A 12,827-nucleotide genomic window follows, 5' to 3' on the forward strand; every position below is an offset into this window, starting at 1 on the left:
GCACGCGCACCTGCACGCGCGCCCCCAGTCACGCCGGTTCAAGCCTGCTAGAACCGGCGCGCCAGCAAGCTGCGGGCCTGCTCCCGCCCGGCCGGATGCGCTTCCAGCGATGCGTCGAACCAGAATTTCCCCGCCACCAGCGTGGCCACCACGACGCCGTCGCGGTACAACAGCCGATTGCCCGCCACCGCCGGCACGCGCTCGCCGACGAGCAGGGTCCCCGCGAGATTCAACGGATCGGTGCCGGCGACGCACACAAACGCACCGTCGTTCGCATGGCGTCGAACTTCGCGCAGCACGGGAATCGCTTCGGGCAAGGCAAACTGCTCGCCGGCGAGACCATTGACGAAGCGCCCGCCGCGAATCACGCCGCGCGCTTCGAGCCGTTGAAACACGCGCAGCAGCTCACGCCATGGCGGCAGCCATTCGGCCTCGCGTTCGAGCAGGCGCCAGAACACCACGCCATAGCGGCGCAGCAAAGTCATCGCGACGTGTTCCAGCACCTCGGGCGGCAACTGGCGGCGGCGCTCCGGCGCCTCCGTGTCGGTGGCAAGCGGGCGGCGGCTCACGAGCGCCCAGCGCCCCGCGTCGTCCATCCCGCCGATCAGCGCGCTGGCGCGCGCGCGCCGGCTGCTCGAAAACGCATTGCGTTTGGCGACCGGTTTGAGGAGGGCGCGCAGGCCCGCGAAGCTGTCAGAGTTCGCGAGGCCGGCGGCGACCAGTTCGCCGAGCGCATTTTCCAGTTCCATCCGTAGCACGCGGACGTCGGCGAGCAACTCGTCGAAGAACATGGCGCCATGCTGCGAGAGCGTGTCGTAGACACTCTGTGCGAGCGCGGACAACTCCACTTGCCTCGCGGGATCGAGCAATGCGCTCCATGTGCGCACGTGGGCGCGCGGCAGCAGCACGATCGGCGTGCTGCGGATCGGCCCGGCGGCGCCGCGCGCACGTTCGGTGAGCCGGGTCCAGACGATCTTGCCGGCGCGGCATAGTTCGTCGAGCGAAGTATTCGCATAGGCCCTCACGCGTGCGGGCAGGATGTCTTCCTCCCATGCGCCTGCCGCGGCCTGGAAGCCTTCGAGCTGGTCGAGCACGGCGGCCAGCGCGTCGCGGCCTTCGCTGCGCGTGTCCGGCGTCAAATGCTGCCACTCGAATAGAAAACGCATGAAGTCGTGCCGCTCCACCGGCTCGATCTCGCGGCGCAGGCGTTTCACCGTGTAGCGATGAATCCGCGCGAGCAGATGGCGCTCGCAGCATTCTTCCTCGGCGGTCTGCGGCGTGAAGCGGCCGCGCATCAGATAGCCTTGCGCTTCGAGACGCGTCAAGGCCTGTTCGACCGACGCCGCCGGCAAGCTCAGCGGCCGTGCAATCTCGCTGACCGGCAGCGGGCCGAAGCCGGTCAGGCGCGCGCGCAGGATGTCGAGCAGCGCGTCGTCGGCGCTCCAACTGTCCGTGTAGCCTTTGGGCGCCGTGAGTTGCGGCGTATAGCGGGTGTGCGGCAGGTCGGGGTAGAGCGCCTGAAAGGCGGTGAGGCGCTCGGCGGGCAGCCACACGGCGGCATCGTCGGCGATCTGCAGGCGGGTGGCGCGGCCGGACTCGGCCAGCGATGTGAGCCACGCCGGCCAGCCATCGTAGGCGCGCGCCTCGGCCTCGGCGATGCAGGCGAGACCCGTCAGCGCTTCGTGCATCTCGTCGGCGTTGCGCGCCTGCGGCCACGCTTCGTCGCGCACGCTGTCGATTGCATCGGCGTCGAGCGCGCCGAGATCGTCGGCGCTGGCCGGGTCGGTCCAGCGTCGGTTCAGGACGGCTTGCGTGCGGCGCTCCTCGATTGGCGCGTCGTCGAGGTAGGCATAGGGCTTCGCGTTGAGGATTTCGGCGGCGAGCGGCGAAGGGGCGGGCAGATCGCGTGCGACCAGCCGCACCTCGCCCTGTTCGATCCGGCGCAGCAGCGCAAGCCAGCGTTCGCTGTCCATCGCGTCGTGCAGGCAGTCGTCGACAGTTTGGTCGACTAACGGATGACGCGGCAGCTCGCGTTCGCCGACCACGTTCTCCAGACACGCGGCCTGCTCGGGGAACACGCTCGCAAGCAGATCTTCGCTGCGCATGCGCTGCAGTTGCGGCGCGGTTTTGCGCCCGCCGGTATAGCGCGGCAAGCCGAGCGCGGTGGTTGCGTTCCAGCGCCAGCGCACGCCGAACAGCGGCGCGTCGAGCAGCGCCTGGATCAGCAGATGCTCGGCGCTGTTCGAATGCAGATAGCGCCAGACATCGTCGAGTACGAACGAGTGGCTGCCGGTCAGCGACAGCACGATCGCATCCTCGGTGGCGGCCGCTTGCAGTTCGAAATTGAAGGTGCGGCAGAAGCGCTTGCGCAACGCGAGCCCCCAGGCTCGATTCACCCGGCTGCCGAAGGGCGCGTGGATGACGAGCTGCGTGCCGCCGGATTCGTCGAAGAAGCGCTCCATCACCAGCGTGTTCTGTGTGGGCAGCACACCGAGCGCCGCGCGGGCGCGCGCGAGGTAGTCGACGATCTGGCGCGCGGCGGGTTCGTCGAGATCCAGCGTGTCGATTAACCCGCCGACGGCGCGCTCGATGCGCGTGGCGAGGGACTCGGCGGTGGGGGCAGGGTTTGGCGGGGCTGGGAATGTGGACAAGCTTGCCGTCGCGGGGCCGGGGCCGGGGCCGGCGCCGGGTTCGGGGGCTGCTTCTGCTTTGGCCTCTGCACGTGCTGCGGCTTTGCTGTTCGCTTTGGCTTTTGCTCGCGTCGCCGCGCCTGAGCTCGCTTGCGCCGCGCACGCTTTTGCACTTGCCGCTGCTTCGGTTTGCGCTGGGCGCGCATTCGCACCAGCCGCCGTCTGCGCTTGCACACTCACCGCCGCTTCAACATCCTCCCCCTCGAGCCAACGCCCGATCTCCGCGCGCAAGCGCGCCACCGCGAACGACAGTTCATCGCTGCGCCCCGGCGCCTCGCCGAGCCAGAACGGAATATTCGGCGGCTGCCCGTGCGCGTCCTCGACCCGCACGCGCCCGCTCTCGATGCGCAGAATCCGGTACGACGCATTGCCCAGCTGGAACACGTCGCCGGCGAGACTCTCGACCGCGAAATCCTCGTTGACGGTGCCGATATTGATCGCCTGCGGTTCGAGCACTACCGCGTAGTCCGCGTTCTCGGGAATTGTGCCGCCCGAGGTCACCGCGACCAGCTTGCCGCCGCGCCGGCCGCGCAACGTGCCGCTCACCGCGTCGCGATGCACGTAGGCGCCGCGCGGACCATTGCGGCTCGTGTAGCCCTCGGCGAGCATGCGCAGCACCGCGTCGTACTGGTCGCGTTCGAGGTCCGCGTACGGCGCCGCGCGCCGCAGCATCGCGAACAACGCGTCCTCGCTCCACTCGGCGCTCGACACTTCGGCGACGATCTGTTGCGCGAGCACATCGAGCGGCGCGCGCGGAATGCGCAGCGCGTCGAGCTCGCCGCGCCGGACGCAGTCGAGCAGCGCCGCGCATTCGATCAGATCGTCGCGCGAGGTGGGAAAGAGCCGCCCTTTGGGCATGCCGCCGACGTGATGCCCCGAGCGTCCGACGCGCTGCAGAAACGGCGCGATCGCGCGTGGCGAACCCATCTGGCAGACGAGATCGACGTCGCCGATATCGATGCCGAGTTCCAGCGAAGCGGTGGCGATCAGCACGCGCAACTCGCCGCGTTTCAGGCGCTGCTCGGCGTCGAAGCGATGTTCCTTCGCGAGGCTGCCGTGATGCGCGGCGACCATTTCCTTGCCGAGCCGCTCGGTCAGATGACGCGCGACGCGCTCGGCCATGCGCCGCGTGTTGACGAATACCAGCGTGGTGCGGTGCATCGCGACGAGCTCGGCAAGGCGGTCGTAGACGCGTTCCCACACTTCGTTGGGCATGACCGCTTCGAGCGGCACCGGCGGGATTTCGAGCGCGAGATCGCGCGCGCGAACGTGGCCCACGTCGACGATCGCGCAATCGGCCGGGATGCCGCTAGCGATGCTCGCACCCCCCACGAGAAAACGCGCGACCGCGCTCACCGGCTTTTGTGTCGCCGACAGCCCGATGCGCGGCAAATTTCGCTGGCACAGCGCGTCGAGACGTTCGAGGCTGAGGGCGAGGTGGCTGCCGCGCTTGCTGCCGGCGAGCGCATGAATCTCGTCGACGATCACCGTGCGCACCGTCGCCAGCATGCGTCGCCCCGAGTCCGAACCGAGCAGCACGTACAGCGATTCCGGCGTGGTCACGAGAATATGCGGCGCGCGCTTTTTCAGCGCGTTGCGTTCCTGCTGTGTGGTGTCGCCGGTACGCACGGCCGTGCGGATATCGAGGGGCGGCAGCCCGCGCGCGTCGAGTTCGGCGGCGATGCCTTGCAGCGGCAGCTGCAGGTTCAGGCGGATGTCGTTCGAGAGCGCCTTCAGCGGCGATACGTAGACCACCAGCGTTTCATCGGGCAATGCGCCGCCGTTGGCGAGGCCTTGCTGGACCAGATCGTCGAGTGCGGAGAGAAACGCGGTGAGCGTTTTGCCCGAGCCGGTCGGCGCGGCCACGAGCGTCGAGCGGCCCCGGCGGATCTGCGGCCACGCGGCGGCTTGCGCGTCGGTCGGGGCGGGGAAGGTCTTGAGGAACCATGCGGCGACTGCCGGGTGGAAGTCGCCCAGCGCGCGGTGCGTCGATGTCGCCGACGCGAGGTCCACGGCGTAATGCGCCGCCGTGGAACCGGAAGCCGCGTCCAGCGCGGCGGAAGTCGTGGCCGAAGTCATGCTTGCGTAGATGGGGGCGTGGCGTGCCATATCCAGAGGGCGTCGAAAACGGAGACCGGTTGCGAAACGCAGCAGTCAGTCTCGCAGGTTTTGCCGGGCTTTGCCCGGGGAATGCGTGCTGATAGCCGGGCCGGGGTCAGCAAGCGTGCGCGCCGGCAAATTCTGCTGCGCGGCTCTCGCGTGTTTGCGGTTTGGACCGGGTTGCATGACATGAATCGAGCCGCAGTTCAGGCGCGTCATGTTTAGCACATCGGTGATGCGTGAAGCGCATGGGACGACTTTTCCATCATCCCACGCGAATCGTAAACGGTTTGAAAAGACAGCCCGCGTGCGGCCCATCAACGTCCGCCCCGCGCTCTGCCCGATCGCGTCAATTGCAGTACTCTCTACGCCTCCCCTTCACGAACACCAAGATGGAGTTTCGACGATGCGATACAACCAGCTAGGCCGTACCGGTGTGTTTGTTTCAGAATTGTGTCTGGGCACGATGACCTTCGGCGGCGGCGACGGCATCTGGAAACAGATCGGCGATCTGCAGCAGGGCGATGCGGAGCGGCTGGTCGGCCGGGCGCTCGACGCGGGCATCAATTTCATCGACACGGCCGACGTCTACGCGGGCGGCCTGTCCGAACAGATCACGGGCCAGGCGTTGAAAAACCTCAAGGTGCCGCGCGACAAGATCGTGCTGGCGACCAAAGTCTTTGGCCAGACCGGCGAGTTTCCGAACGCGCGGGGCGCGTCGCGTTATCACATCATCGACGGGGTGAAGGCGAGCCTGAAGCGTTTGCAACTCGATCACGTGGATCTGTACCAGATCCACGGCTTCGACCCGGCCACGCCGATCGAAGAGACCATGCGCGCGCTCGATACGCTGGTGCGGCACGGCCACGTGCGTTATGTCGGCGTGTCGAACTGGGCCGCGTGGCAGATCGTAAAGGCGCTCGGCATCGCGGAGCGCCTCGGGCTCGCGCGCTTCGAAACGCTGCAGGCGTATTACACGCTCGCTGGCCGGGATCTCGAACGCGAACTCGTGCCGATGCTTCAGAGCGAGGGCCTCGGGCTGATGGTGTGGAGTCCACTCGCGGGCGGCCTGCTGAGCGGCAAATATGGACGCGAGCAGCAGGGCGAAGCGGGCAGCCGGCGCACGAGTTTCGATTTTCCGCCGGTCAATCGCGAGCGGGCGTATGACTGTATCGACGTGATGCGCGAGATCGCGGGGGCGAAGCAGGTGTCGGTCGCGCAGATCGCGCTCGCGTGGCTGCTGCATCAGCGCGTGGTGAGTTCGGTGATCGTCGGCGCGAAGAGGGTCGAGCAACTCGATGACAACATCGCGGCCACGAAGGTGACGCTCAGTGCGGAAGAACTCGCGAAGCTCGATCAGGTCAGCGTGCTGCCCGCGGAATATCCGGGGTGGATGCTGGAGCGTCAGGGGGAAGGGCGTCGTGCGCAGTTGGCGCAGACGCGGCAGGCTGGGTGATGGCGGCGTGAGTGCCAGGGCGGTGCAATCGCGACGCGAGCGGCAAGGCGGCGTGCCGTGCCGTCTCGTTTCGCCGCGCCGCACGCATAGCCTGGCACGCGAACAGCCGGTCTCGACACGTCGAGCGCCGCTCTGAGCGCAACGATCTTCGGCCAGAGCGGCGCGGCTCGCGACAACTACCGCCGCCAATCAACCCACCGCTCCATTTCCCTTATTCGCGTCAGCCGTATAGGCAGCCACGGCGTCCATCGTGCGAGCCGAATACACCATCGTCGCGCCCGCGTTCATCGCGACCGCCACACCCAACGCTTCGGCGATTTCCTCGCGCGTCGCGCCGTGCTTCAACGCTTCAGCCGTGTGCACGGTAATACAGCCGTCACAACGCAGGCTGACCGCCACCGCGAGCGAAATCAGCTCGCGCGTTTTCGCGCCGAGCAGGTCGGCTTTCTGACCGGCGCTCGACATCGTCTGATACGCCTTCACGGTATCCGGCGACAGTTTCGCCATCTCGCCGATGCGGCCGAACAGTGCTTTGCGGTAATCGATCCAGTTCAACATGGCAGTGCTCCTTTGTGTGCTGCGCGTCGGCGGGTGCCGGCGTCGTGGGCCAAAGTATTGCGCTGCGCCGCGATATCCTGAATACTCGTTGGGCTCAACTTTTAGCGCGAACGTCTCATGGACACGCTCAGCCGACTGCTCGACCTCGCGAGGCCGCAAGCCAGCCTCGATCTGCGCTGCCTGCTCTCGGGCGCGTTCGACGTCGACCATGCGCCGATGGAAGCGGGCATCGCGCCGTTTCATCTGGTGCTTGGCGGCGCATGCCTGATCGAGACCGCGCGGGGCGCGCAGGTGCCGTTGCAGGCCGGTGATTTCATGCTGTTCCCGCGCGGCGCCGCGCATCGCGTGCGCGATGTGCAGCGCTCGGACGGCGGCGCGCCGCTGACGATGGGGCATGACGGCATGCTGCCTTTGCGCCGCAACGATGGCGGCGGAACTGCGGGTAACGGCGGAAAAAGCAGCGAGCCTGAAAAGAGCCAGCGGGCGGGCGATAACGACAAGCACGAACTCAGCGAATCTGACACCAGCCGCCACGATCGCCCAACCAACGCGGACCAGCCCACCGAAAGCCCCGGCGTCGACCTGCTCTGCGGCCGCTTCGTCTATGCGCCCGGTTCATCCGCGCTGCTGTTGAACGCGTTGCCCGACCCGTTTCATGTGTCGCTGGGCGGCGCGCCGACCCTCAGCGCATTGCAGACCGTGATCGGCGTGATGCGCGATGAAGCGGCGCGTCGTCAGCCGGGCGCGCTCGCGATCGTCACTGCCTTGAGCCAGGCGCTGTTCGCGATGGCGCTGCGCGTGCACGGCGAGCGCAACGCGGCGGACGCGGGCGTGCTGGCGCTGCTTGCCGACGCGCGCCTGGGCGCATCGGTACAGGGCATGTTGAGCGCGCCCGAACGGGCATGGACGATCGCGGAACTGGGCGAGCTCGCGGCGATGTCCCGCGCGACCTACGCGCGCCGCTTCAACGAACGCGCGGGCGTGACCGTGATGGACTTTCTCACGCAGATTCGCATGACCATCGCGTGCGATCTGCTGCGGCGCACGCAGCGCAGCGCGGCGGAGATCGGTGAAGCGGTCGGCTATCAGTCCGAGGCCGCGTTCGGCAAGGCGTTTGCGCAGAGTGTCGGCGTGACGCCGGGCCGTTACCGGCGTCGGCCGCAAGAGCCGGAGGGCGACGGGCAGGAGGGCTAGCGCGGCGCGTCAGGATTGCCGAGCCAGCGCTGCTCGATGCGGGCCATCAGCCAGGCCACCAGCAGCGCGCAGATCGTGCCGATCGTCACTTCGCCGAGCCGCAGCAACGCGGTGTCCCACGCGGGTCCCATGCCCGGCACCAGCAGCATGATGGTGGCGGTGATGCCGCCCAGCCGCGCCGCGCTGCCCACGTTCACGGTCCAGCAGATCACGATCGCCGCCGCCACGGTAGCTGCATAGGCGGCGAAGTGTCCGTGCCCGAGCAGCGCGCCGGCAAGACCGCAGATGCCGCCGACCATCGCGCCGATGAACTGGTCCCGCGACAGCTTCCGGGTGTCGATATAACTATGCTGGCTCACCGCGATCGCGGTGATCGCGGCCCAGAACGCCTGTTCGGTATGCAGCGCGCGGCCGATCCCGAAAGCGAGGCTTGCGCCGGCGACAGCCTGCACAGCCATGAAGCCGCCTTCGGTCAGCCGGTCGCCGAGCGGCAGCGTCTTGAGGAAAGCGAACAGCGAGTTGGCCGCGCTTGCCCGTGCGGTGCGTCGTGAGTCGTCGGGTGGAGTCATCGAAGGGGAGCGTCTCGGCGCGGCATGAAGGTCCCGTATTCTAACGACTCCATTTTCAGGCGGAGCGGATCGCGCCGCGTAATCAGACCCATCGCAGACCCATCGCAGACCCATCGCAAACCCATCGCAAACCCATCGTTTCCATGATTACTTCTCGCCGCTGCGCAGCCGGTGATACCAGTTCATCAACGGCGTCGCCGACACGCCGTGGATCACCACCGACGCCGTGATCACCGCGAGCGTGAGCGGCATCAGCGGCATGACGTCGTCGGGCGAGCCGTGTTCGAGCGCGAACGCAAGATAGTAGAACGAACCGATGCCGCGTATGCCGAACCAGCTCATCAGGCGCCGCTGCGCGGGCGTCGCGCTCGAGCCGAGCAAGGACAGCTCCACCGACACCGGCCGCACGATCACGAACAGCGCGACGCACAACGCGGCCGTCTGCCAGGTGAAAAGCGCCGGGTGCAGAGTAGCGAGCACGTTGCCGACCATCGCCATCACGGCCACCTCGGCGATGCTTTCGAGTTCGATCGTGAAGCCGAGCACGGACTCCGTGATATACGCGTGCGCTTTGCTAGGATTGGCCGCGGTCGCGTCGACGTTTTCGGCGTCGACCGTGCCGAGCCTTTGACGCGGCGACTGGCCGCCGCTCGCGCGATGTTCGACGCGGCGCATCGCGACGCCCGCGGCGAATACCGCGAGAAAGCCATACGTGTGCGCGAGTTGCGCGGCACCGAACGACAATTCGATCAGTCCGAGCGCGAAAAAGCCTTCGAGACCGAGCGCCTGTGCATGACGCGTGCGCAGCCAGGCCACCGCGTGCGTCGTCGCCCAGCCGAGTGCGCCGCCGATCGCGATCGCGCCCGCCACGCCCCACACCATGCCGGCCGCGAGCTTCAGGTTCAGCAACTCGGCGCCCTGACCGGCGGGCGCCGCGCATAGCGCGAGGCCGAGCATCGCGAAGGGCAGCGCGATGCCGTCGTTCAGACCGCCTTCGCCGGACAGCGCGAAGCGCAGCAGATCATGATCGCCGGGATTGTGGACCTGCACGTCGTGTGCGAGCACCGGATCGGTGGGCGCGAGTATCGACGCGAGCAGCAGCGCGGGGCCCCAGTCGAGACGCAGAACGTACACGCCGAACAGCGTCAGCAGAGGAATGGTCGCCAGCATCGCTAGAAAGCCGAGGCGCAGCGGCACGGTCCACAGTTTTTCCAGCACGCCCAGGCGCAGACGCAAGCCGATCGCGAACAGCGAAACCAGCAGCGCGACTTCGGTGATGGTCCGTACCAGATGCGCGTCGGCGGCCATATCGAGGCGCAGCAGTGCGATGCCGGGCAGCCCGAGCACGTAGCCGATCGCGAGGTAGAACATCGCGGCGCTGACCGGCAGGCGCCGCAGGGTCGTTGCCGCCAGGCCCATGAACACGAGCACGGCGCCGACGATGAGAAACCACGAAGTTTCGCGCATGAGCTTCCGTGAGGGCCGGCATGCGCGTTCCGCGCGATGTCGGAGGCAGGCTGCCGGCCGGTTGAAAAAGGGCGTGCGCCCGGATGCGCGATGCGCTATGTCAAGGCGCACGCCCGAACGCTTCGCGCAGTTTGCGCTTGGCCTGCTGCAACGTCGCGCGGCGTGTTTTCGGCAGATTCTTGCCGGCGCGGTTGATGTAGAAGTTGAGCATCGACATCGCCGATTGATACGGCGTGCCCTTGCGCCGCCTGCTGTGCGTCGACGAACGCTTGAGCGACTGCGCGATCGACTCGGCGCTGCCGGTTTTGAAAATATCGTGTTCGATATCCATCGCGTCGCTGGTCTCCATCACATGATGCGACCACTTGCGCGCGTTGTGTGCGCCTGACTTCGCAGCCTTCGCGCGATGCGCGGCATGTGCCTGGGCGTGCCGCTGACGGGCCGGGCGTCCCGACCTGCCGCGTGCGACCGGGCGTTTCGTTTTACTGGTGGCTTTGCGGGCGGCCATGAACTTTGCCTCCTTGCGGGCAGTTGTGCGCCGGGATCACGTGGCGTGCGCGCGGTGCGCGCGTTCGAGCGATTCCGCGTGAGCGCAGTGAGACGCGCCGGCAGCCATGTTCGCAGCATGCCGGCGCGGCGAGGCGAGGCGGGCGCGGGCGACACCGGGCGTATTGCCCGGGTGCACGCGCGACGCACGAGGCCGTGATTACAGCTTCAATCCGCCGGCTTCGGGCGCGTCCGAAGAAGCCGGAGGAATCGCGCCGGTGCCAAGATCGTCGCGTAGCTCGTAACGATCGCGGCTCCAGTACGGCTCGCTGCCGTAGTACTGATGCACGGACGTGGCCCAGGTCTGGTCCGCCATCGAGGGCCAGTGGTCCTTGTCGAAGCCCGGGGCGTTTTTCACGCCTTCGGCGGTCATGCCCAGCACGAAGCATTTCTGGTCGGTGTCGAGCGTCAATGCGCGCCACGGAATGGCCAGCAGCTTGTCGCCAATGCCGAGGAAGCCGCCGCTCGACAGCACCGCATACGCGACGCTCCCCGAGCCGACGTCGAGCATGATCTCCTTGATCTTGCCGATGTCCTCGCCGTCGCTGCTGATCACCTTGTTGCCGTCGAGTGTGGCTGCCGCCATCACGTCCGGGCCCGGGCCTTCTGCGGTTGCGCGGCCCTTGCCGACGATGCCGGCGCCCTGGGTTTGGGTTTGGTTCAGCATGATGTGACTCCTCTAATGGTGAATGCATTGAGGATGAGCAACGCGCGTTCCTTCAATTCGTTCATGATCGAAGCGGGCGTGCATGGCCCTCGCGTAAAGGCTGCTCGCGCATTTGAAATTATTTCGACGGTGGATAGACCGGTAGAGAAAACATGAACTTGTCGAGCGGCCGCAAGTTCGCTCTTGTCTTTCGACGCTTGGCGCATCAAACCGCCCGATGCTTAACGCGCCGCCCGCTTCGCTTCGCGCGCGGCCTCCTCAGCCTGCATACTCGCAGTCCGACGTGCGGTGTGTACCCCGGACTTCGCCTTCGCCTTCCCAGCGGCTTCCTTGCGCACCACGCGCGACTTTTTCAGCAGACTCGTGAGCGAGCCGTCGATACTGTCGGCCACCGTCGATTCACGCCTCTTGCGGCCTTTCGCTCCGGCCTGACGCGCCAGCCCGGCCGCACGTTTTTCGGCGTGAGCGAGCAACGTGGCGAACGCCACCTCGTCCACTCTCAATCCGCGCCGTGAACGGCCGGGCGGCAGGCTCTGCAATTCATCCGCCTCGAAGGCGCTAATGACGGTCGGGTGAATGTAGCAGCGCCGGCATACGGCAGGCGTGTTGCGAAGCAACACCGCCACCTCCTTGACCGTCGCGACGAGATGCTGACGCGCCTGCGCCGCGCTACTGCAGATCAGCCGCCGCAATGCGGCGAGCGCATAGACGCTGCCGGCCCACGTCCGATAGTCCTTCGCGGTGAAATCCGCATCGCTCGCGCGGCGCAAATAGTCGTTGATGTCCGCCGAGCCGACGGTGCGGCGCGTGCCGTCTTCGTCGAGATACTGGAACAGGTCGTGGCCAGGCAGTTCGGCGCAGCGCCGGACGATGCGCTTGATGCGCGGATTGTCGATCGTCACGTCGTGTTCGATGCCGCTCTTGCCGCGAAACTTCAACCGCAGTTGACCGGCTTCGATCTTCACGTGCTTCTTGCGCAGCGTCGTCAATCCGTATGACTGATTATCGCGCGCGTATTCGACGCTGCCGATGCGGATCAGCGTCGTATCGAGCAACTGCACGATCGCGGCGATGACTTTGTCGCACGGCATGCCCGGCCGCTTCAGATCGCGTGCGACGCGCGCGCGAATCTTCGGCAGCGCCCGGCCGAACTCCGCCATGCGCTCGTACTTGTCGGCGTCGCGCGTTTCACGCCAGCGCGGGTGATAACGGTACTGCTTGCGGCCGCGCGCGTCACGCCCGGTTGCCTGAATGTGGCCGCGGGGATCGGGGCAGATCCACACGTCTTCATAGGCGGGCGGGATGGCGAGCGCATTGATGCGCGTGATGTCGTCTTCGTCGTCGATGCGTTTGCCGCTGGCGTCGAAGTAGACGAAGCCGTCTTTTTCGCGCTTGCGCGTGTAACCGGGTTTGGCATCGTCCGCATAGCGCAGTCCTGGCGGCATGGTCGCGGTGATGGGCGGTTTGGCGCTCGCTTGCGCGGGTTTTATCGCTTCTGGACGGCGTGCGCCTGGATTGGTTGGAGTGGCCATCGTTGCAGGTAGAAGTTTCAAGCCAGGGCGCGCGGGGGCGCCGGTTGT

9 protein-coding genes are annotated in these 12,827 nt (G+C 67.0%); 2 read left to right on the top strand and 7 right to left on the bottom strand.

What is annotated here, in order from left to right; genetic code table 11:
* Window positions 1–47: 47 nt before the first annotated feature.
* Window positions 48–4,769: a DEAD/DEAH box helicase gene (locus ACZ9H4_RS14375; protein WP_476119316.1), complete on the bottom strand. Its 4,722-nt coding sequence runs from the start codon at window positions 4,767–4,769 to the stop codon at window positions 48–50.
* 427 nt (window positions 4,770–5,196) lie between these two features.
* Here ACZ9H4_RS14375 and ACZ9H4_RS14380 point away from each other — a divergent pair, with 427 nt between their 5' ends.
* Window positions 5,197–6,246: an aldo/keto reductase gene (locus ACZ9H4_RS14380; RefSeq protein WP_408144871.1), complete on the top strand. Its 1,050-nt coding sequence runs from the start codon at window positions 5,197–5,199 to the stop codon at window positions 6,244–6,246.
* Window positions 6,247–6,435: 189 nt separating this feature from the next.
* Here the strand turns inward: ACZ9H4_RS14380 and ACZ9H4_RS14385 are convergent, their stop codons facing one another.
* Window positions 6,436–6,804: a carboxymuconolactone decarboxylase family protein gene (locus ACZ9H4_RS14385; RefSeq protein ID WP_408144873.1), complete on the bottom strand. Its 369-nt coding sequence runs from the start codon at window positions 6,802–6,804 to the stop codon at window positions 6,436–6,438.
* A gap of 117 nt (window positions 6,805–6,921) precedes the next feature.
* On the opposite strand from ACZ9H4_RS14385, the gene ACZ9H4_RS14390 reads away from it, so the two are divergent.
* Window positions 6,922–7,998: a cupin domain-containing protein gene (locus ACZ9H4_RS14390; RefSeq protein ID WP_476119317.1), complete on the top strand. Its 1,077-nt coding sequence runs from the start codon at window positions 6,922–6,924 to the stop codon at window positions 7,996–7,998.
* Here ACZ9H4_RS14390 and ACZ9H4_RS14395 read toward each other — a convergent pair.
* The 5 genes from ACZ9H4_RS14395 to ACZ9H4_RS14415 form a co-directional block, all read right to left on the bottom strand.
* Window positions 7,995–8,567 carry an FUSC family protein gene (locus ACZ9H4_RS14395; RefSeq protein WP_408144877.1) on the bottom strand — a complete coding sequence of 191 codons (573 nt, stop codon included), beginning with the start codon at window positions 8,565–8,567 and terminating at the stop codon, window positions 7,995–7,997. The genes ACZ9H4_RS14390 and ACZ9H4_RS14395 overlap by 4 nt on opposite strands.
* Before the next feature lie 147 nt (window positions 8,568–8,714).
* The gene (locus tag ACZ9H4_RS14400; protein ID WP_476119318.1) at window positions 8,715–10,034 is read right to left on the bottom strand and encodes a cation:proton antiporter; all 1,320 of its coding nucleotides are present in this window, start codon (window positions 10,032–10,034) and stop codon (window positions 8,715–8,717) included.
* A gap of 100 nt (window positions 10,035–10,134) precedes the next feature.
* Window positions 10,135–10,542: a DUF3175 domain-containing protein gene (locus tag ACZ9H4_RS14405; RefSeq protein WP_476119319.1), complete on the bottom strand. Its 408-nt coding sequence runs from the start codon at window positions 10,540–10,542 to the stop codon at window positions 10,135–10,137.
* Window positions 10,543–10,740: 198 nt separating this feature from the next.
* Window positions 10,741–11,247, bottom strand: coding sequence for a PRC-barrel domain-containing protein (locus ACZ9H4_RS14410; RefSeq protein ID WP_408329110.1), 507 nt, complete (start codon window positions 11,245–11,247; stop codon window positions 10,741–10,743).
* A 221-nt stretch (window positions 11,248–11,468) separates the two neighbouring features.
* Window positions 11,469–12,779: a DNA topoisomerase IB gene (locus tag ACZ9H4_RS14415; protein WP_476119320.1), complete on the bottom strand. Its 1,311-nt coding sequence runs from the start codon at window positions 12,777–12,779 to the stop codon at window positions 11,469–11,471.
* Between the last annotated feature and the right edge of the window lie 48 nt (window positions 12,780–12,827).

The organism is Paraburkholderia sp. TE9906 (assembly GCF_056279605.1).

Bases quoted from the DNA above. Each gene is read 5' to 3' on its own strand.
- ACZ9H4_RS14380 (WP_408144871.1), top strand. From the start codon at position 5,197: ATGCGATACAACCAGCTAGGCCGTACCGGTGTGTTTGTTTCAGAATTG.
- ACZ9H4_RS14375 (WP_476119316.1), bottom strand. From the start codon at position 4,769: ATGACTTCGGCCACGACTTCCGCCGCGCTGGACGCGGCTTCCGGTTCC.
- ACZ9H4_RS14400 (WP_476119318.1), bottom strand. From the start codon at position 10,034: ATGCGCGAAACTTCGTGGTTTCTCATCGTCGGCGCCGTGCTCGTGTTC.
- ACZ9H4_RS14385 (WP_408144873.1), bottom strand. From the start codon at position 6,804: ATGTTGAACTGGATCGATTACCGCAAAGCACTGTTCGGCCGCATCGGC.
- ACZ9H4_RS14390 (WP_476119317.1), top strand. From the start codon at position 6,922: ATGGACACGCTCAGCCGACTGCTCGACCTCGCGAGGCCGCAAGCCAGC.
- ACZ9H4_RS14405 (WP_476119319.1), bottom strand. From the start codon at position 10,542: ATGGCCGCCCGCAAAGCCACCAGTAAAACGAAACGCCCGGTCGCACGC.
- ACZ9H4_RS14415 (WP_476119320.1), bottom strand. From the start codon at position 12,779: ATGGCCACTCCAACCAATCCAGGCGCACGCCGTCCAGAAGCGATAAAA.
- ACZ9H4_RS14395 (WP_408144877.1), bottom strand. From the start codon at position 8,567: ATGACTCCACCCGACGACTCACGACGCACCGCACGGGCAAGCGCGGCC.
- ACZ9H4_RS14410 (WP_408329110.1), bottom strand. From the start codon at position 11,247: ATGCTGAACCAAACCCAAACCCAGGGCGCCGGCATCGTCGGCAAGGGC.